This window comes from Streptomyces sp. NPDC048349 (genome assembly GCF_040651925.1).
GTDB lineage: Bacteria > Actinomycetota > Actinomycetes > Streptomycetales > Streptomycetaceae > Streptomyces.
This window is the reverse complement of record NZ_JBEZLA010000001.1, coordinates 233,989-251,662: the sequence shown is the minus strand read 5'-3', so window position 1 is coordinate 251,662 and position 17,674 is coordinate 233,989. Positions and strand designations below refer to the sequence as shown.

General features: G+C 72.7%; 17 protein-coding genes. 8 read left to right on the top strand and 9 right to left on the bottom strand.

Annotated elements, in window-relative coordinates; translation table 11 throughout:
- Positions 1 to 16 precede the first annotated feature (16 nt).
- On the top strand, positions 17 to 994 hold the full coding sequence (locus AB0D44_RS01240; RefSeq protein ID WP_362582590.1) for an NAD(P)H-quinone oxidoreductase: 978 nt from the start codon (positions 17 to 19) through the stop codon (positions 992 to 994).
- A 64-nt stretch (positions 995 to 1,058) separates the two neighbouring features.
- Here AB0D44_RS01240 and AB0D44_RS01235 read toward each other — a convergent pair whose 3' ends face one another.
- The 3 genes from AB0D44_RS01235 to pdhA are packed head-to-tail and all read right to left on the bottom strand — an operon-like array spanning position 1,059 to position 4,536.
- The gene (locus AB0D44_RS01235) at positions 1,059 to 2,384 is read right to left on the bottom strand and encodes a dihydrolipoamide acetyltransferase family protein (protein WP_362582587.1); all 1,326 of its coding nucleotides are present in this window, start codon (positions 2,382 to 2,384) and stop codon (positions 1,059 to 1,061) included.
- Positions 2,384 to 3,403: an alpha-ketoacid dehydrogenase subunit beta gene (locus tag AB0D44_RS01230; RefSeq protein WP_362582584.1), complete on the bottom strand. Its 1,020-nt coding sequence runs from the start codon at positions 3,401 to 3,403 to the stop codon at positions 2,384 to 2,386. Before AB0D44_RS01230 ends, AB0D44_RS01235 begins: the two co-directional genes overlap by 1 nt.
- Positions 3,400 to 4,536, bottom strand: a complete 1,137-nt coding sequence (gene pdhA, locus AB0D44_RS01225) for a pyruvate dehydrogenase (acetyl-transferring) E1 component subunit alpha (protein WP_362582581.1) — start codon at positions 4,534 to 4,536, stop codon at positions 3,400 to 3,402. Before pdhA ends, AB0D44_RS01230 begins: the two co-directional genes overlap by 4 nt.
- A gap of 194 nt (positions 4,537 to 4,730) precedes the next feature.
- Between pdhA and AB0D44_RS01220 the strand changes: the two genes are divergently transcribed.
- Complete coding sequence (locus tag AB0D44_RS01220) at positions 4,731 to 5,285, top strand: Lrp/AsnC family transcriptional regulator (protein ID WP_362582856.1); 555 nt, start codon at positions 4,731 to 4,733, stop codon at positions 5,283 to 5,285.
- A gap of 88 nt (positions 5,286 to 5,373) precedes the next feature.
- Here AB0D44_RS01220 and AB0D44_RS01215 read toward each other — a convergent pair whose 3' ends face one another.
- From AB0D44_RS01215 to AB0D44_RS01205, 3 genes are all read right to left on the bottom strand, one after another.
- Positions 5,374 to 7,014, bottom strand: coding sequence for a PKD domain-containing protein (locus tag AB0D44_RS01215; protein WP_362582578.1), 1,641 nt, complete (start codon positions 7,012 to 7,014; stop codon positions 5,374 to 5,376).
- A gap of 181 nt (positions 7,015 to 7,195) precedes the next feature.
- Positions 7,196 to 7,783, bottom strand: coding sequence for a TetR/AcrR family transcriptional regulator (locus tag AB0D44_RS01210; protein WP_362582575.1), 588 nt, complete (start codon positions 7,781 to 7,783; stop codon positions 7,196 to 7,198).
- Complete coding sequence (locus AB0D44_RS01205) at positions 7,780 to 9,300, bottom strand: 3-hydroxyacyl-CoA dehydrogenase (RefSeq protein WP_362582572.1); 1,521 nt, start codon at positions 9,298 to 9,300, stop codon at positions 7,780 to 7,782. The genes AB0D44_RS01210 and AB0D44_RS01205 overlap by 4 nt, the downstream gene beginning before the upstream one ends.
- A gap of 124 nt (positions 9,301 to 9,424) precedes the next feature.
- Here AB0D44_RS01205 and paaN point away from each other — a divergent pair, with 124 nt between their 5' ends.
- Positions 9,425 to 11,107 (top strand): phenylacetic acid degradation protein PaaN, encoded by a 1,683-nt coding sequence (gene paaN / locus AB0D44_RS01200; protein ID WP_362582569.1) that lies wholly within the window; start codon positions 9,425 to 9,427, stop codon positions 11,105 to 11,107.
- Between the two features lie 4 nt (positions 11,108 to 11,111).
- Here paaN and AB0D44_RS01195 read toward each other — a convergent pair whose 3' ends face one another.
- The 3 genes from AB0D44_RS01195 to AB0D44_RS01185 are packed head-to-tail and all read right to left on the bottom strand — an operon-like array spanning position 11,112 to position 13,747.
- On the bottom strand, positions 11,112 to 11,879 hold the full coding sequence (locus tag AB0D44_RS01195; protein ID WP_362582566.1) for an RNA methyltransferase: 768 nt from the start codon (positions 11,877 to 11,879) through the stop codon (positions 11,112 to 11,114).
- Positions 11,880 to 11,936: 57 nt separating this feature from the next.
- Positions 11,937 to 13,088, bottom strand: coding sequence for an HTTM domain-containing protein (locus AB0D44_RS01190; protein ID WP_362582853.1), 1,152 nt, complete (start codon positions 13,086 to 13,088; stop codon positions 11,937 to 11,939).
- The gene (locus tag AB0D44_RS01185) at positions 13,085 to 13,747 is read right to left on the bottom strand and encodes a DUF5819 family protein (protein WP_362582563.1); all 663 of its coding nucleotides are present in this window, start codon (positions 13,745 to 13,747) and stop codon (positions 13,085 to 13,087) included. The genes AB0D44_RS01190 and AB0D44_RS01185 overlap by 4 nt, the downstream gene beginning before the upstream one ends.
- A 216-nt stretch (positions 13,748 to 13,963) precedes the next feature.
- Here AB0D44_RS01185 and paaA point away from each other — a divergent pair, with 216 nt between their 5' ends.
- From paaA to AB0D44_RS01160, 5 genes are read left to right on the top strand one after another with little or no spacing between them, the layout of a single operon-like run.
- Positions 13,964 to 14,929, top strand: a complete 966-nt coding sequence (paaA, locus tag AB0D44_RS01180; protein ID WP_362582850.1) for a 1,2-phenylacetyl-CoA epoxidase subunit PaaA — start codon at positions 13,964 to 13,966, stop codon at positions 14,927 to 14,929.
- Positions 14,926 to 15,210 carry a 1,2-phenylacetyl-CoA epoxidase subunit PaaB gene (gene paaB, locus AB0D44_RS01175; protein WP_362582560.1) on the top strand — a complete coding sequence of 95 codons (285 nt, stop codon included), beginning with the start codon at positions 14,926 to 14,928 and terminating at the stop codon, positions 15,208 to 15,210. Before paaA ends, paaB begins: the two co-directional genes overlap by 4 nt.
- On the top strand, positions 15,207 to 15,941 hold the full coding sequence (gene paaC, locus AB0D44_RS01170; protein ID WP_362582557.1) for a 1,2-phenylacetyl-CoA epoxidase subunit PaaC: 735 nt from the start codon (positions 15,207 to 15,209) through the stop codon (positions 15,939 to 15,941). The genes paaB and paaC overlap by 4 nt, the downstream gene beginning before the upstream one ends.
- Positions 15,935 to 16,441 carry a 1,2-phenylacetyl-CoA epoxidase subunit PaaD gene (gene paaD / locus AB0D44_RS01165; RefSeq protein ID WP_362582554.1) on the top strand — a complete coding sequence of 169 codons (507 nt, stop codon included), beginning with the start codon at positions 15,935 to 15,937 and terminating at the stop codon, positions 16,439 to 16,441. Before paaC ends, paaD begins: the two co-directional genes overlap by 7 nt.
- The gene (locus tag AB0D44_RS01160) at positions 16,442 to 17,542 is read left to right on the top strand and encodes a 2Fe-2S iron-sulfur cluster-binding protein (RefSeq protein ID WP_362582551.1); all 1,101 of its coding nucleotides are present in this window, start codon (positions 16,442 to 16,444) and stop codon (positions 17,540 to 17,542) included.
- The last annotated feature ends 132 nt before the right edge of the window (positions 17,543 to 17,674 follow it).

Here is a 17,674-nt window from a genome sequence, read left to right as displayed (position 1 = left end):
GCGTAGCCTCCGGGCCATGCATGCGATCACCATCGAGCAGCCCGGCGGCCCCGAGGCACTCGTCTGGACCGAGGTACCCGATCCGGTGGCGGGCGAGGGCGAGGTCCTCGTCGAGGTCGCGGCGAGCGCCGTGAACCGCGCCGACGTCCTGCAACGCCAGGGGTTCTACGATCCGCCGCCCGGCGCCTCGCGCCACCCCGGCCTGGAGTGCTCCGGGCGGATCTCGGCGATCGGACCGGGGGTGTCCGGCTGGTCGGTGGGCGACGAGGTGTGCGCCCTGCTGGCGGGCGGCGGGTACGCGCAGAAGGTCGCCGTGCCGGTGGGCCAGCTCCTGCCCGTCCCGGCGGGCGTGGACCTGGTCACGGCGGCCGCGCTGCCCGAGGTCGTGGCGACCGTGTGGTCCAACGTGTTCATGGTGGCGGGCCTGCGGCCCGGCGAGACCCTCCTGGTGCACGGCGGGGCCAGCGGGATCGGCACGATGGCCGTCCAGCTGGCGAAGGCGGTGGGCGCGACGGTCGCGGTGACGGCCGGCGGACCGCAGAAGCTGGCCCGCTGCAAGGAGCTGGGCGCCGACGTCCTGATCGACTACCGCGAGCAGGACTTCGTGGCCGAGCTGCGGGCGGCCACGGGCGGAGCCGGCGCGGACGTGATCCTGGACATCATGGGCGCCAAGTACCTGTCCCGGAACGTGGACGCCCTCGCCGTGAACGGCCGCCTGGCGGTCATCGGCCTCCAGGGCGGGGTCAAGGCCGAGCTGAACCTCGGCGCGCTGCTGTCCAAGCGGGCGGCGATCACCGGCACCTCGCTGCGGACGCGTCCCCTGGAGGAGAAGGCGGCGATCATCGCGGCGGTGCGGGAGCACGTGTGGCCGCTGGTTGCCGCGGGACGGGTCCGTCCGGTGGTCCACGCCTCGTACCCGATGCCGCAGGCGGCCGAAGCCCACCGGGTCCTGGAGTCGGGCGACCACGTCGGCAAGCTCCTGCTCACGGCGTGACCGCGCCTCACACGCCGCGGGGCCGGACCTACCGGCCCCGCCGGCGTGTGAGGACGCTGCCGGGTTACAGGCTCCGCAGCAGGACCGCCGGGGATTCGACGCAGTCGGCGACGTAGCGCAGGAAGCCGCCCGCCGTGCCGCCGTCGCAGACCCGGTGGTCGAACGTCAGCGACAGCTGGACCACCTGCCGCACCGCCAGCTCGCCCTGGTGCACCCACGGCTTCGCGATGATCCGGCCGACGCCGAGCATGGCCGCCTCGGGGTGGTTGATGATCGGCGTGGAACCGTCGACCCCGAACACCCCGTAGTTGTTCAGGGTGAAGGTGCCGCCCGTCAGGTCGGACGGGGCCAGCTTTCCCGCCCGGGCCAGCTCGGTCAGGCGGGCGAACTCCGCCGACAGGGACTCGGGGTTGCGGTTGTGCGCGTCCCGGACCACCGGGACCACCAGGCCCCGTTCGGTCTGCGCGGCGAAGCCCAGGTGGACCGACGGGAGCCGGACGATCTCCTTGGCCGCGAGGTCCACGGTGGAGTTGAGCTCCGGGTACCGGGCCAGTGCGGCCGTGCAGATCCGTGCCAGCAGCGCGAGCACCGAGATCTTGGGTCCGCCCGCGGCGTTCATCGCGGCCCGGGCGGCCATCAGCTCGGTGGCGTCGGCATCGACCCAGCAGGTGGCGTCCGGGATCTCCCGGCGGCTGCGCGACAGCTTCTCGGCGACCGCCCCGCGCACGCCCTTGAGCGGGATCCGCTCGCCCTGTACCGCCACGGCACCGCCGACGGCCCCGGCCGCGACGGGGGCCGGTTCGGGGGCCCGCCGCGCGGCCAGTGCCGCCTCGACGTCCGCCCGCAGGATCAGGCCCTCGGGCCCGGACCCGCGCAGCGCGCGCAGGTCGACCCCGTGGTCCTTGGCCAGCTTGCGCACCAGCGGCGAGATCACCGGGACCGGCCCGGCCGCGGCGGCCGCCACGGGCGCCGCGGCCGGCAGGGTGATCGGCGCGGTGACGACCTGCGCCGAGACCTCGGCGGTGACGGGTCGCACCCGTCGCCGACGCGCCGGGCGCGAGTGGTCCGTGCCGTAACCGATCAGGGGCCGGGGCACGTTGCCGGAGCCTTCGGCTTCGGCCGCCGGGGACTCGGGGAGCGACGCCACACCCACCGCCACGGTGATCAGCGGTGCCCCGACAGGGAGCTCCTGCCCCTCCTCCCCGAAACGGGCGGTGACCACGCCGCCGTACGGGCAGGGCACTTCCACCATCGCCTTGGCCGTCTCGACCTCGACGACCGGCTGGTCGATGGCGACGACATCGCCCACCGCCACCAGCCACCGCACGATCTCGGCCTCGGTCAGCCCCTCACCGAGATCCGGCAGCTTGAATTCCATGACCTGCGGCATCAGTTCTCCCACTGCAGGCGCGCGACGGCGTCCAGGATCCGGTCCACTCCCGGCAGGTGGTGCTTCTCCAGCATCGGCGGCGGGTACGGGATGTCGAAGCCCGTCACCCGCAGCACCGGCGCCTCCAGGTGGTGGAAGCAGCGCTCCGTGACCCGGGCGGCGATCTCGGCGCCCGGCCCGCCGAAGCCGGCGGCCTCGTGGACCACCACCGCGCGCCCGGTCCGGCGTACCGACTCCACGACCGTGTCCTCGTCGAAGGGGACCAGCGAGCGCAGGTCCACGACCTCCAGGTCCCAGCCCTCCTCGCGCGCCGCCTCGGCCGCCTCCAGGCACACCGGCAGCGAAGGCCCGTAGGTGATCAGCGTGGCGCTCGTGCCCGTCCGCCGGACCAGGGCCTTGCCGATGCCCGGCACCGCGGCCGGAGCCTGCGGCGACCAGTCGGCCTTCGACCAGTAGAGCCGCTTGGGCTCCAGGAAGACCACCGGGTCGTCGCTCGCGATGGACGCGCGCAGCAGCCCGTACGCGTCCTCGACCGTCGCCGGGGTCACCACGTGCAGACCGGGCGTGGCCAGGTAGTACGCCTCGGAGGAGTCGCAGTGGTGCTCCACCCCGCCGATCCCGCCGCCGTACGGGACGCGGATCGTGATCGGCAGCGGCATCGCTCCCCGGGTGCGGTTGCGCATCTTCGCCACGTGCGAGATCAGCTGCTCGAAGGCCGGGTACGCGAACGCGTCGAACTGCATCTCGACGACCGGCCGCAGCCCGTACATGGCCATGCCGACCGCCGCGCCCAGGATCCCGGCCTCGGCGAGCGGGGTGTCCGTGCAGCGGTCCTCGCCGAACTCCTTCGCGAGCCCGTCCGTGATCCGGAAGACCCCGCCCAGCGTGCCGACGTCCTCGCCCATGACGTGGACCGTCGGGTCCTCGGCCATGGCGTCGCGCATCGCGCGCGTCAGGGCCTGGGCCATCGTCGCGGGCTTGGCCCCCGACGCCGCCGTCTTCGCCGCCACCGTGGTCATGCGTCTCCCTCCGCGTCCAGCTCGGCGCGCAACTGGGCCGCCTGCTCGCGCAGCCGGCCGGTCTGCTCCGCGTAGACGTGCGCGAAGAGGTCCATCGGGTCCAGCACCGGGTCCGCGTTCATCCCCTCGCGCAGGGACGCGGCCATGGCCTCGGCCGCGTCGCGCGCCTCCTGGATGCCCGTCTCGTCGAGGATCCCGCGCGCGGTCAGCTCGCGCTCCAGCAGGTCGACCGGGTCGTGCGCCTTCCAGGCCTCGACCTCGGCGTCGCCGCGGTAGCGGGTGGCGTCGTCGGCGTTCGTGTGGGCCTCCATCCGGTACGTCACGGCCTCGATCAGGGTCGGACCGCCGCCGGCCCGGGCCCGCCGGACGGCCTCGCTCAGCACCTCGTGCATGGCGGCCACGTCGTTGCCGTCGACCAGCCGGCCGGGCATCCCGTAACCCACGGCCTTGTGGGCCAGCGTCGGCGCGGCGGTCTGCTTGGCGAGCGGGACGGATATGGCGAAGCCGTTGTTCTGCACGAGGAAGACCACCGGCGCCTGCCAGACGGCGGCGAAGTTCAGGGCCTCGTGGAAGTCGCCCTCGCTGGTGCCGCCGTCGCCGACCATGGCCAGGGCCACGACGTCGTCGCCGCGCAGCCGGGCCGCGTGCGCCAGGCCCACCGCGTGCGGCAGCTGGGTGGCGAGCGGGGTGGAGAGTGGGGCGATCCGGTGCTCGCGCGGGTCGTAACCGGTGTGCCAGTCGCCGCGCAGCAGGGTCAGCGCCTGGACGGGGTCCAGTCCGCGCGCCACGGCCGCGAGGGTGTCGCGGTAGCTCGGGAAGAGCCAGTCCTGCTCCTCGAGGACCATGGCTGCCGCGATCTCGCAGGCCTCCTGGCCCACGGTCGACGGGTAGACGGCGAGCCGCCCCTGCTTCGTCAGCGCGGTGGCCTGCGCGTTGTAGCGGCGGCCGCGCACCAGCTCGGCGTAGCAGCGGCGCATCAGCGCGGGGTCCAGCCGGTCCGCCGCCGGCGTGCCGAGGACCCGGTAGGGCTCGGCGTCCGGGAGCAGCGGAGCGGCGTCCGTACGGGGCCTCCAGGCGGGCGGCGGGGTGGGACGGTGGGACGCACCGGCACCGGGCAGCTCTTGGACCGTCATGGCGGCGTACACCTCCTCGTGGGAAGCGGGCAGGGCGACGGCTCGGGTGTGAGGCGCCTCACCTACCGATTGTTCGGTTGTCCGCGCAATTTGGCTACAGGCGGCTCCAGGCTGTGGACAAACTGGCGTCGGGGGCCTGGGATGGATGCAGGACGTCCAGCAGAGGGAGGCATCGGGCAATGCCGGATGAACAAATGGCCGGAGCGGGTTCCGCACCGGTCCCCCCGGGGGGCGCCCCCGGGACCCCACCGGTACCTTCCGTTCCGCCCCGCCCCCTCGACCCGATCGACCGGTCGATCATGCGGCTGCTCCAGGCGGACGGCCGCGCGTCGATACGCTCGGTCGCCGAACAGGTCCACGTCTCCCGCGCCAACGCCTACGCCCGGATCAACCGGCTCATCGACGACGGGGTGATCCGGGGGTTCACGGCACGCGTCAACCACGAACGGGCGGGCCAGGGCGCCTCCGCCTACATCACCCTGAAGATCGTCCAGAACTCCTGGCGGACGGTCCGCGAAAAGCTCCGCGAGCTCCCCGGAGCCGCGCACATCGCCCTGGTCAGCGGGGATTTCGACGTCCTGCTGCTGGTCCACACCCCGGACAACCGCACCCTGCGCGAGCTGGTCCTGACCCGCCTGCAGTCCATCCCGGAAGTGCTCTCCACGCGCACCCTGCTGGTGTTCGAGGAAACGGATCTGCTGGACACGGGCCCCGGCCCGTCCGGGCCCCCGGCGCTCACCGAGGAGTGAAGGGCGGGCGGACGCGAAAGCGCCCCGGGAAGGGCCTGGAGGGCCTCCCCGGGGCGCTGTGCGCGGCGATGCCTACGACCGGCGATGCCTACGACTGCGGCAGCGGGTTCTCGTAGTAGCCGGAGATGTCGACCACGAGGTCGGCCTTCTCCCAGCCCTGGTTCCAGAAGTCGACGACGGCGTGGGGGCCCGAGGTCGCCTGGACCAGGTTCGCGACGGTCCTGCCCTTCGTCCAGTTCAGGGCCGAGGCGCCGGGCCGCGCCGGCGGGAGCGCGGTGCCCTTCTCGTACTGCTCGGGCGAGTTCGGGTCCGGTGCGACCGAGAGGAAGCCGGCGCCGGCCGTGTTGGTGACGGTGGTGTTCAGCACGTACGCGGTGACGGCGGGCTCGCCGGAGAAGAACGGCACGGGGAGGTAGCCGCGGCCGGGGATCGATCCGCGGATCTCGCTGATCGTGCCCTCGGGGTTGCGCGTGTCCAGCCAGCGCATCGGCCACAGCGGCATGTAGGCACCCGTGCTGTCGGGGCTGTAGTAGCCGACGACGTCCACCACGACGTCGGCTCCGGCCCAGGAGCTGTTGCGGATGTTGATGGAACCGTCGGGGCCGACCGGGACGATCACCGAGTTGGCGACGGTCTGGCCGGCGGTGAAGTTCACGTTCGACGCGACCGGGATCCGCCCACCGCTCGGGTAGACGATCAGGTGGCCGGCCTCCTTCGGGCCGGTCACGGTCACGTTCAGCGCCACCGCCTTGACTCCCTGCGGCACCCCGCGCAGACCGCTGATCTGCGTGCCGAAGCTCGTCTGGCCGGGGACCTGGCCCTTGACGGTGCCGATGCCCTCGCGGGTGTCGACGAAGCGGGCCGGGGCCACCGGCGTGTAGCCGCTGGCCGCGGACTGCTTGAAGTAGCCGGTGATGTCGGCGATCAGGTCGACCGACTCCCAGCCGCTGTTGTAGAGGTCCACCGAGCCGTCCTCGCCGACCGGTACGACGACCAGGTTCGGGACGGTCTGGCCGGCCTCGAAGTTGATGTTCGACGCGTTCGGCCGCTCGCCGCCCGAGCCGTAGGCGGTGATGTGCCCGGCACTGGTGGTGTTGGTGACGGTGACGTTGAGGACCACGGCCTGTACGTCGGCCGGGATCATGCCGTAGCCGCCGGCCTGCACGCGGGCACTGGTGTACGGCGCGACCTTGGCCTTCGGCGCGCGGAAGCCCTCCCGGGTGTCCAGCAGACGCATGGGCTCGTGCGGCGTGAACTCGGAGCCCGTCGTCACGACCACGAGCTCGTTCTCGACGTACGCCTTGTTGGCGGCGTCGTTCACACCGACCTTGATCGTGTACTCGCCGACCTCCGCGTAGTCGTGCGTCGGCATCAGGAAGGTGGAGCCGGAGGCGGTGAACCGCTCCACCGCGCTCCCGTCGCCCCAGGAGACGCTGACCTCGAGCGAGGCGTCGGCGCTCGTGACGTTCGCCTCCAGCTGGAGCGAGTGCGCGCCGGTGTTGGTGGCGCTCAGAGCGACCTCCAGGTCCGGATTGCCCAGGGCGGCGCCTTCCGCCGCGGCCACGGCGGAGGCACCCTTCCGGGTGGACTTGTGGGCGCCACTGGTGAACGTCTTGAAGGGAGACGTCCCCGGCTTGGCGAGGTCGGACGGCTTGGCGAGGTCGGACGGCTTGGTGACCCGGTGGGCGCCCGGCGCGGACGGATCCGCGGCCTGGGCCGTGCCCGGCACAAAACCAACGACGGCCGCGACGATTGCGGCGGCTGGAACCACGAGACGGCGACGGTGCACCGGTCCCCCCATTTTCGTTCGGTGCGATGGCCCGGAAGACGTCTTTTGAACGCGCTCAAGACCGAAATCCCGCTCAGGGTACAGAGGGCACGGCGGTCCGCCGGAGGGGGGTCCCCGAAGGTCAGCGCACTGTCCGCAGCCCGTCCAGAGCCATGTGCACCACCGCGTCGGCGAGCTGGTCCGGCCCCGTGCCCTGGTGCGGGCGGTACCACTCGACGAGGGAGTTCACCATGCCGAAGAGCAGGCGGGTGGCGAGCCGGATGTCCACGTCGGCCCGCAGGTCCCCCTCGGCGGCGGCGGCCTTGAGGAGGTCCGCGACCTGGTGGTCGAACTCGCGGCGGCGCTCCAGGGCCCAGCGCTCGGTCCGGGTGTTGCCGCGCACGCGCAGCAACAGGGTCACGTACGGCAGCTCGCCGACGAGCACCTCCACCGTGCGGCGCGTGACGTACTCGACGCGCTCGACGGCCCGGCCCCGTACCGCGCCGGGCTCCTCCAGGACCGCGAAGAGCCCGTCGAGGGCGCGGCTCACGGCCCGGCGCAGCAGCTCCTCCTTGCCCGTCACGTGGTGGTAGATCGAGGACTTGGAGATGCCCGCCGCCTTGGACAGGTGCTCCATCGAGGTGCCGTCGTAGCCGCGCTCGTTGAAGACCTGGACGGCGACGGACAGCAGCGTCTCGGGGGTGTAGGTGTCCCGTTTCGCCGTCGTCATGCGCTCTCCCCCGTCTCGTCGTCTTCCCCGGCGGCGTAGCCCAGCCTGAACAGCGCCAGCGACGGCGCGTACCGACCGCCCGGGCAGCGCTCGTCGAGGTGGTGCAGCAGGTCGTAGGCCCAGTCGCGGCCCAGCCGGTCGTGCCATTCGGCGGGCCCCAGCGGGTAGTTGACGCCGAGCCGCATCGCCGTGTCGATGTCCTCTGCGGTGGCCGCGCCGCGGGCGACGGCGTCGGCCGTCAGGTCGATCAGCATCGCGACCGTCCGGGCGACGATCATGCCGGGGACGTCGCCGATGACGGAGACCTTCTTGCCCAGCTTCTGGAACAGCCCGACGGCCTCGGCGAGGGTCCGCTCCGTCGTGTCCTCGCTGGCGGAGAGCGCGATGCGGGTGGCCCCCCGGTAGTCGAGCGCGAGGTCGAAGTAGACGACGTCCGCGAACTCCACGGAGGTCTTGCCGTCCGCCAGCACCAGCTGGCCCTCGCCCGGCAGCTGGATGTACGGCCCCCCGTGCTCGGTGGAACTGACCGCGATCCCGGCCTCCTCCAGCAGGTCGGCCAGCTCGGCCGCGGGCCCGAGGTCGCCGACCACGGTGACCTTGGCCGGGGCCTCCTCGGGGGCGGCGGTGTGCGGCTCCGGAACGGTGGCGTCCGGGCCGTACGGGAACCAGCCGTGCCCCGTCTTGCGGCCGAGGCGGCCCGACTGCACCAGCCGGCGCTGCGCGAGCGAGGGGGTGAACTTGGGGCTGCGGAAGAAGGACTCCCACACCGAGCGGGTCACGGCCTCGTTCACGTCCTGGCCGATCAGGTCGGTCAGCTGGAACGGGCCCATCTTGAAGCCGCCGCTCTCCCGGAGCACGGCGTCGATGGTGGCCGGGTCGGCGCCCTGCTCCTCGTACACCGAGAAGGCCTCGGCGTAGAAGGGGCGGGCGATCCGGTTGACGATGAACCCGGGGGTGTCGGCGCAGCGGACCGGCGTCTTCCCCCAGCCGAGGACGGTGCGGTACGCACGCTCGGCGGCGGCCGGGTCGGTCGCGAAACCGCTGATCACCTCGACGAGCGGGAGCAGCGGGGCCGGGTTGAAGAAGTGCAGGCCGAGGAAGCGGCCGGGGTGCGCGAGGCCGGCGGCGAGCTCGGTCACGGAGAGGGAGGAGGTGTTGGTGGCCAGCAGCGCGTCCGGCGCCACCACCTCTTCGAGTGCGGCGAAGAGCGTCTGCTTGACGGTGACGTTCTCGACCACCGCTTCGATGACGAGGGCGGCCCCGGCGAGGTCCGCGAGGGCGCCCGCCGCAGCGATTCGGCCGATCGCGTCCTCGGCCTCGGCACGATCCAGGCGGCCCTTGGCGGCCATCCGCTCGACCCGGTCCTGGACCATGCCGACGCCGTCGGCGGCGAGGGACGCGTTGATGTCGTAGATCAGCACGCGGTGACCTGCGAGAAGGGCGACCTGGGCGATGCCCTGGCCCATGGTGCCCGCGCCGACGACCACCACAGTGCGGGACCGCTCGATTGCTGTCATGTCCTGATCCTCCCGCACCGACTTATCCACAGGTCTGCCGGGCCCTCTTGTCCCGACCGATCGTTCGGTTACTCTAACTCCAGTCTGCTCTCCTTCGCCCGGCTCAACGAGGAGTTGGTCCCTGATGGCCGCCGAGCTCACCGTCCCCCAGCTGTCCGCCAAGCACCGGCCCACTCTGGACCAGGCCCTGTCGGCGATCCACAGCCGCGCCTACTGGTCCCCGCACCCCGAACACCCCAAGGCGTACGGCGAAACCGCCCCGGCCGACGGGCTCGCCGCCTTCGAGGCCGTCCGCGGCACCCGGCTCGACCTGGGGCAGCCCGGCACCGACGGCTGGGCGGGCGGCGAGGTCTCCCCGTACGGTCCGGAGCTCGGCGTCGAGTACCCGCACGTGGACCCGGACGTCCTGCTGCCCGCGATGAAGGCGGGCATGGCCGCCTGGCGCGACGCGGGACCCGAGGCGCGCGCCCTGGTCTGCATCGAGATCCTCTCCCGGATCGGCGCGCGGACGCACGAATTCGCGCACGCGGTCATGCACACCAGCGGCCAGGCCTTCATGATGGCGTTCCAGGCGGGCGGACCGCACGCACAGGACCGCGGTCTGGAGGCCGTGGCCTACGCGTACGAGGAGCAGACCCGGGTCCCGGGGCAGGCCGACTGGTCGAAGCCGCAGGGCAAGCGCGACCCGCTGGACCTCGGCAAGACCTTCACGGCGGTGCCGCGCGGCATCTCCCTGATGATCGGCTGCAACACCTTCCCCACCTGGAACGGCTACCCGGGCCTGTTCGCCTCCCTGGCCACCGGAAACGCGGTGCTGGTCAAGCCGCACCCCCGGGCCGTGCTCCCGCTGGCCCTCACGGTCCAGGTGGCCCGTGAGGTCCTCACCGAGACCGGATTCGACCCGAACCTGGTGGCACTGGCGGTGGAGCGGCCGGGCGAGGGCATCGCCAAGACCCTCGCGCTGCGCCCCGAGATCAAGCTGATCGACTACACCGGCTCCACGGAGTTCGGCGACTGGCTGGAGGCCAACGCCCGCCAGGCGCAGGTCTACACCGAGAAGGCCGGCGTCAACACGGTGGTCGTGGACTCCACGGACGACTACAAGGGCATGCTGGCGAACCTCGCGTTCTCCCTCTCCCTCTACAGCGGCCAGATGTGCACCACCCCGCAGAACCTGCTGATCCCGCGCGACGGCATCGCCACGGACGCCGGTCACAAGACCTACGACGAGGTCGTCGCCGACCTCGCCGCCTCGGTCGGCGGCCTGCTGGGCGACGACGCGCGGGCCAATGCCCTGCTCGGCGCCCTGGTCAACCCGGACGTCAAGGCGCGGCTGGAGGCGGCGGCCGGGCTGGGCGAGGTCGCGCTGGCCTCGCGCGAGGTCGTCAACCCGGAGTTCCCGGACGCGGTGGTCCGCACCCCGGTGATGGTCAAGCTGGACGCGTCGAAGCCCGACCCGGAGGCGGCCTACCTTTCCGAGTGCTTCGGCCCGGTCTCCTTCGCGGTGGCCGTGGACTCCACGGCCGACGCACTGGAGCTCCTGCGCCGCACGGTGCGGGAGAAGGGCGCGATGACGGTGGGCGCGTACACGACGTCCGCCGACACCGAACGGGCGATCGAGGAGGTCTGCCTGGAGGAGTCCGCGCAGCTCTCGCTGAACCTGACCGGCGGGGTGTACGTCAACCAGACCGCGGCGTTCTCGGACTTCCACGGCTCGGGCGGCAACCCGGCGGCCAACGCGGCCCTGTGCGACGGAGCCTTCGTCTCCAACCGCTTCCGCGTGGTGGAGGTCCGCCGCCAGGCCTAGGTCGTCACTTTTCCTGGGCCGCCGGAGGCCCGCCCCAGTGGAACAGGGCCATGGCCACGCTGGTGGCCAGGTTGTAGCTGGAGACCTGCGGGCGCATCGGCAGGGACACCAGATGGTCGGCCCGGTCCCGCAGCTCCGGTGAGATGCCGTGGCGCTCCGAGCCGAAGGCGAGCAGCGCGTCGTCCGGGAGGGTGAGGGCACGGATGTCCTCACCCTCCGGGTCGAGCGCGTAGAGCGGCCCGGGCGGCAGCGTCTCCAGCGTGATCCGCTCGACGGTGGTGGCGTAGTGCAGCCCGGCCCCGGCCCGGACGACGTTCGGGTGCCAGGGGTCGAGGTCGCCGCGGGTGACCACGCCGGTGGCGCCGAAGCCGGCGGCGAGGCGGACGACGGCTCCGACGTTGCCGAGGTTGCGGGGGTTGTCGAGGACCACGACGGGCGCGGGGCGCGGCAGCCGCTCCAGCGCCGCCAGGCCCGCCGCCCGGCCGGGCCGTACGGCCAGGGCCGCGACCCCGGTGGGGTGCACCCGGGCCAGCAGCCCCTTCAGCGGCGCCGCCCGCGTCAGCCGGGCCACGTCGGCCTCCACGTCCGGGGCCAGCTCGGCGGCGAGCGCCCGTACGGCGCCGGGGTCCTCGGCGAGGACCATCCGCACCTCGGCGCCGAACCGCAGCGCGTGCTTCAGCGCGTGGAACCCGTCCAGCAGGACGAGGTCCTCCTGCCCGGCGGCGTCCCGCCACTGCCGCACCGTCTCGTCCGCGCTCCCCTGCTCACTCATAGCCCGACCCTAAGGGCCGGGCGCCGCGCGGGGCCGCGGAGCCCCCGCCGGCGGCGATCAGCGGGGGAGGGCCGGGCTCGGCTCCGCGGGGGACAGCGCCGGCGTCGCCGCGGAGCGGCCGGGCCGCAGCGCGGCGACCCTGGCTCCCAGCCAGACCAGGAACACCGTCGGCAGGAACACCGCGTCGGCGGCGATCATCGCCAGCGAGAAGAACGGCAGCCCCAGCAGCACCGCGATCCCGGCGTGCTCGAGCATCATGACGGCCAGCAGCACGTTCTTGACCCGCCGGTTGAACACCGTGAAGGGGAACGCCACCTGCACCGCCACCGTCCCGTACGACAGCAGCATCACCAGCGTCCCGCTGCCGGCCAACAGCGCGGACAGCCCCGGCCAGGGCGTGAAGTAGTCCAGCCCGAGCGGGTAGTACAGGGCCGTCCCGTCCTGCCACCGCGATCCCTGGACCTTGTACCAGCCCGCCGTGGCGTAGATCAGGCACACCTCCGCCATGATCACCAGCATTCCGGCGTTGTGCAGCACGTTGGCCAGCACGGACAGCGTCGCCCGGCCCTCGCCCTCCGGTTCCTTCCGGTCGACCAGCCACCACAGCCCGGCGACCACCCACAGCGCCGCGAAGACCGACAGCCAGCCGCTGCCGAACCGCCCGGTCACCGCTCCGAAGGCGAACACCGCCCCCAGGACGCCCCACAGCACCGGCCCGGCGGCTCCCGCCGAAGCCGACCCGCGCAGCCGGGCCCGCCGCGCGTCCAGGGACCACACCTGCGCGCAGCGGGTCAGCACCAGGTACACGGCCATCAGGTGGATGACGTTGTCCCCGCCGTCGCCCATGAACACGCTGCGGTTCTGCAGCGAGAGCACCCCGACCATGAACAGCACGGACGTGGCCCGCGTCCGCCAGCCCAGCAGCAGCCCCACGCTCGACAGGACGGCCACCGCGTAGACGGTCTCGAACCACACCGCCGAGTCCGACCACATCAGGACCGTGAAGGCCCCGTTCGAGTCGATCAGCCGGTCCGCCAGCGCCCAGCTCCACGGCCCGTCCGGCCCGTACAGCTCATGGCGGTGCGGGAACTCGCGCAGCAGGAAGAAGAGCCAGGTCCCGGCGAAGCCGATGCGGATCACGGCGCTCTGGTACGGGCCCAGGGCCTGCCCCGTGACCTTCGCCAGAGCGGTCGCCAGGCCGGCTCTCACACCGTCCACCACGGCAGCTCCCGGTAGTACGTCTCGGTGTCCGTCGTCTCGTCGCTCCACTTCGGCGCGGGCACCGCCGTCGTCGCCGAGCGCAGCTGGATCCGCAGGATGCGGCCTCCGGGGTGGGCCGGGGCGATGCGGTTCACCGCGATGCGCCGCAGGTACTGCTCGGACAGCTCGCCGCGCTCGCCGTTCGGCTTGTTCTCCTCGTCGTGGGAGCCGGTGAAGAAGTCCCAGGCCCGGCGGAGCTCGTTCTGCTCGGTGTGGCTGGGCAGCAGGCTGTGCCGGATGGCCTCGCCGTCCTCGGCGCTGAGGTTGCGCCAGTCGGTGGTGACCAGCTTCCCGTCGGCCGTCCGTACCTGGGCGCGCACCTCCACCGCGATGTTCTGCTGGAGCGGGTTGGGCGCGAAGAGCTTCCAGTTCTGCTCGAACTCGGGGTAGATCCAGTCGTCGACCGTCCGCGCGTGCTGCTTGCTGACCGTGTTGGACGGGGCGACGTGCAGGAACACGAGTACGAGGTGCGCACAGGCGGCCACGGCGACGGCCCCCAGGGCGAGCGCGGCCACCACCCGGTAGGGGGTGGACAGACCGGCGATTCCGGGCCGCCGCGGGGGTGGCGGAGCGGCCGCTGGGGCGGGCTCCCGCTCGTTCGCATCCATCCCGCCCCGATCGTCCGGCTTCCACAGGGTTGACCTCAGAGGTTGACACCCTACGGGCCGCCGACCCACCATTGAAGAGGATGAACCGAACGATCGGTCGGTCGGTGGGACAGACGGCCGGCCGACACACTCAGTCAGGGGACCGGGATGGTGGCAGTGACCCCGGAGACGGGGCCGGAAACGGCTCTCGGGACGGACGGGACGGACGGGACGGGCATGGCCGCCGACCTGGGCGCACAGCTCGCAGCGGCCTTCGACGCGGCGGTCGCGGCGGAGGAGCGCGTGGAGCCGCGCGACTGGATGCCGGAGGAGTACCGCGCCTCCCTCGTGCGCCAGATGGCCCAGCACGCCCACTCCGAGATCATCGGCATGCAGCCCGAGGCCAACTGGATCACGCGTGCGCCCTCGCTGCGCCGCAAGGCGATCCTGATGGCCAAGGTGCAGGACGAGGCCGGCCACGGGCTGTACCTCTACAGCGCCGCCGAGACCCTGGGCACCAGCCGCGACGAACTGCTCGACAAGCTCCACGCGGGGAAGCAGAAGTACTCCTCGATCTTCAACTACCCCACCCTGACCTGGGCGGACGTCGGCGCGATCGGCTGGCTGGTCGACGGCGCGGCGATCACCAACCAGGTGCCGATCTGCCGCTGCTCCTACGGCCCCTATGCGCGCGCCATGGTCCGGATCTGCAAGGAGGAGTCCTTCCACCAGCGGCAGGGCTTCGAGCTGCTCATGACCCTGTCCAAGGGCACCGAGGCCCAGCACGCGATGGCCCAGGACGCCGTCGACCGGTGGTGGTGGCCCTCGCTGATGATGTTCGGCCCGCCGGACGACGAGTCGGCCCACTCGGCGCAGTCGATGGCCTGGCGGATCAAGCGCCATTCGAACGACGAGCTGCGCCAGCGGTTCGTGGACATCGCCGTCCCGCAGGCGCAGGCCCTGGGCCTGACGCTGCCCGACCCGGACCTGAAGTGGAACGAGGAGCGCGGGCACCACGACTTCGGCGCCATCGACTGGGCGGAGTTCTGGAACGTGCTCAAGGGCAACGGCCCGTGCAACGAGCAGCGCCTGAGCCAGCGGCGCAAGGCCCACGAGGACGGCGCCTGGGTGCGCGACGCGGCCGCGGCGTACGCGGAGAAGCAGGCGGCACACGCCGCACAGAACGAGGAGGCACGGGTATGACGCAGAACTGGCCCCTGTGGGAGGTGTTCGTGCGCTCGCGCCGCGGCCTCTCGCACACGCACGCGGGAAGCCTGCACGCCCCCGATGCGGAGATGGCCCTGCGCAACGCCCGCGACCTCTACACGCGGCGCAATGAGGGCACCTCGATCTGGGTGGTGCCCTCCACCGAGATCACCGCCTCCTCGCCGGACGAGCGCGACCCCTTCTTCGCCCCGTCCGCCGACAAGCCGTACCGGCACCCGACGTTCTACGACATCCCGGAGGGGGTGAGCCACCTGTGAGCAGCACCGACACCACCGCGGCGGTCCACACGGCCGCCCTCGCCCTCGGTGACGACGCACTGATCCTCTCCCACCGCCTCGGCGAGTGGGCGGGCCACGCCCCCGTGCTGGAGGAGGAGGTCGCGCTCGCCAACATAGCCCTCGACCTGCTCGGCCAGGCCCGCATCCTGCTGACCATGGTCGGCGACGAGGACGAGCTGGCGTTCCTGCGCGAGGAGCGCTCCTTCCGCAACCTCCAGCTGGTCGAGCAGCCCAACGGCGACTTCGCCCACACCATCGCCCGCCAGCTCTACTTCTCCCTGTACCAGCACGAGCTCTACGGGGAACTGGCCCGCGGGGAGGGCCCGTTCGCGCCGCTGGCGGCCAAGGCCGTCAAGGAGACCGCCTACCACCGCGACCACGCCGAGCAGTGGACCCTGCGGCTCGGCGACGGCACCGAGGAGAGCCGGGGCCGCATGCGCGCCGCCCTGGACGCCCTGTGGAAGTACACCGGCGAGATGTTCCAGCCGGTGGACGGCCTCGAGGGCCTGGACTGGCCCGCCCTGGAAGGGCGGTGGCTGGCCGCGGTGAGCGGGGTGCTGGAGCGGGCCGGGCTCGCGCTGCCCGAGGGGCCGCGCACCGGCGCCTGGGCGGCCGGAGCGGGCCGCCAGGGGCTGCACACCGAGCCCTTCGGCCGGCTGCTCGCCGAGATGCAGCACCTGCACCGCAGCCACCCGGGGGCGTCATGGTGACCGCCCGCGCCGGAACGACCCGCCTGGAGGCGGAGCTGGCCGAGCTGGCCGGGTCCGTCCCGGACCCGGAACTGCCCGTGCTCACCCTCGGCGAGCTCGGCGTGGTGCGCGGCGTGACGGTGCGCGAGGACGGCGGCGCCGAGGTGATCCTCACCCCGACCTACACCGGCTGCCCGGCCATCGAGGCCATGTCCGCCGACATCGAGCGGGTCCTCACCGGCCACGGGATACCCGAGGTGCGGGTGACCACCGTGCTGGCCCCGGCCTGGTCCACCGACGACATCAGCGCCGAAGGCCGCCGCAAGCTGGCCGAGTTCGGCATCGCCCCACCGCGCCCGCACGCGGCCGACGGGCCGGTCCCGCTGACCCTGTCGGTCCGCTGCCCGCACTGCGGATCCACCGACACCGAGCTGCTCAGCCGGTTCTCCTCCACCGCCTGCAAGGCGCTGCGCCGCTGCACCGCCTGCCGCGAACCGTTCGACCACTTCAAGGAGCTGTAGATGGCCGCACCCCGCCACGGCGCGTTCCACCCGCTGACGGTGGCTGCGGTCGACCGGCTCACCGACGACTCGGTGGCTCTGACCCTGCGGGTCCCGCAGGAGCTGCGCGAGGAGTACCGGCACGCCCCGGGCCAGCACCTCACCCTGCGCCGCACCGCCCCCGAGGGCGGGGAGATCCGGCGCACCTACTCGATCTGCTCCCCCGCCCCGGCGCCCGACGGCCCGGGCCCGGCGGAGCTTCGGGTCGGCGTCCGGCTGGTGGAGGGCGGGGAGTTCTCCACCTTCGCCCACAAGGAGATCGCCGCAGGGGACGTGCTGGACGTGATGGTCCCGGCCGGACGGTTCGTGCTGGATCCGGCCGCAGCCCCCGCCGCCGGGCACTATGCGGCGATCGTCGGCGGCAGCGGGATCACCCCCGTGCTGTCGATCGCGGCGAGCCTGCTGGCAGCCCGCCCCGACGCCCGGTTCTGCCTCGTGCGCAGCGACCGCACGGCGGCCTCGACGATGTTCCTCGAGGAGGTCGCCGACCTCAAGGACCGCTATCCGGCGCGGTTCCAGCTGGTCACCGTCCTGTCCCGGGAGGAGCAGGAGGCCGGACTGCCCTCCGGGCGCCTGGACGAGGAGCGGCTGGCCGCCCTGCTGCCCGCGCTGCTGCCGGTGGCGGACGTGACGGGCTGGTTCCTGTGCGGACCGTACGGCCTGGTGCAGGGTGCGGAGCGGACCCTGGGCGCGCTCGGCGTCGCCCGGAGCCGGGTGCACGAGGAGATCTTCCACGTCGAGGACACCACGGCGCCCGCCCCCGCCGCCACCGCCGCGGCCCCCGCCCACGGCCGGGTCACCGCGCGCCTCGACGGCCGTTCGGGCACCTGGCCGGTCCGCGACGGGGAATCCCTGCTGGACGCGGTGCTCCGCAACCGCGCGGACGCCCCGTACGCCTGCAAGGGCGGGGTGTGCGGCACCTGCCGCGCGTTCGTGGTGGCCGGCGAGGTCCGCATGGAGCGGAACTTCGCGCTGGAGGCCGAGGAGACGGACGCGGGATTCGTGCTGGCCTGCCAGTCGCACCCGGTGACGGAGGAAGTGGAGATCGACTTCGACCGGTGACCGTGACCGGTGACCGGTGACCGGTGACCGTGACCAGTAATCAGTGACCGGTGTCCGGTGTCTGGTGAACGGGGCCCCGCACCCTTGTGGGGCCCTGTCCATTTTCCAGAACCTGTTCTATCTTGACGGACC

Bases quoted from the DNA above. Each gene is read 5' to 3' on its own strand.
- AB0D44_RS01235 (WP_362582587.1), bottom strand. From the start codon at position 2,384: ATGCCGCAGGTCATGGAATTCAAGCTGCCGGATCTCGGTGAGGGGCTG.
- AB0D44_RS01195 (WP_362582566.1), bottom strand. From the start codon at position 11,879: ATGAGTGAGCAGGGGAGCGCGGACGAGACGGTGCGGCAGTGGCGGGAC.
- pdhA (WP_362582581.1), bottom strand. From the start codon at position 4,536: ATGACGGTCCAAGAGCTGCCCGGTGCCGGTGCGTCCCACCGTCCCACC.
- AB0D44_RS01240 (WP_362582590.1), top strand. From the start codon at position 17: ATGCATGCGATCACCATCGAGCAGCCCGGCGGCCCCGAGGCACTCGTC.
- AB0D44_RS01230 (WP_362582584.1), bottom strand. From the start codon at position 3,403: ATGACCACGGTGGCGGCGAAGACGGCGGCGTCGGGGGCCAAGCCCGCG.
- AB0D44_RS01210 (WP_362582575.1), bottom strand. From the start codon at position 7,783: ATGACGACGGCGAAACGGGACACCTACACCCCCGAGACGCTGCTGTCC.
- paaN (WP_362582569.1), top strand. From the start codon at position 9,425: ATGGCCGCCGAGCTCACCGTCCCCCAGCTGTCCGCCAAGCACCGGCCC.
- paaB (WP_362582560.1), top strand. From the start codon at position 14,926: ATGACGCAGAACTGGCCCCTGTGGGAGGTGTTCGTGCGCTCGCGCCGC.
- AB0D44_RS01185 (WP_362582563.1), bottom strand. From the start codon at position 13,747: ATGGATGCGAACGAGCGGGAGCCCGCCCCAGCGGCCGCTCCGCCACCC.
- AB0D44_RS01160 (WP_362582551.1), top strand. From the start codon at position 16,442: ATGGCCGCACCCCGCCACGGCGCGTTCCACCCGCTGACGGTGGCTGCG.
- AB0D44_RS01220 (WP_362582856.1), top strand. From the start codon at position 4,731: ATGGCCGGAGCGGGTTCCGCACCGGTCCCCCCGGGGGGCGCCCCCGGG.
- paaD (WP_362582554.1), top strand. From the start codon at position 15,935: ATGGTGACCGCCCGCGCCGGAACGACCCGCCTGGAGGCGGAGCTGGCC.
- paaA (WP_362582850.1), top strand. From the start codon at position 13,964: ATGGCCGCCGACCTGGGCGCACAGCTCGCAGCGGCCTTCGACGCGGCG.
- AB0D44_RS01205 (WP_362582572.1), bottom strand. From the start codon at position 9,300: ATGACAGCAATCGAGCGGTCCCGCACTGTGGTGGTCGTCGGCGCGGGC.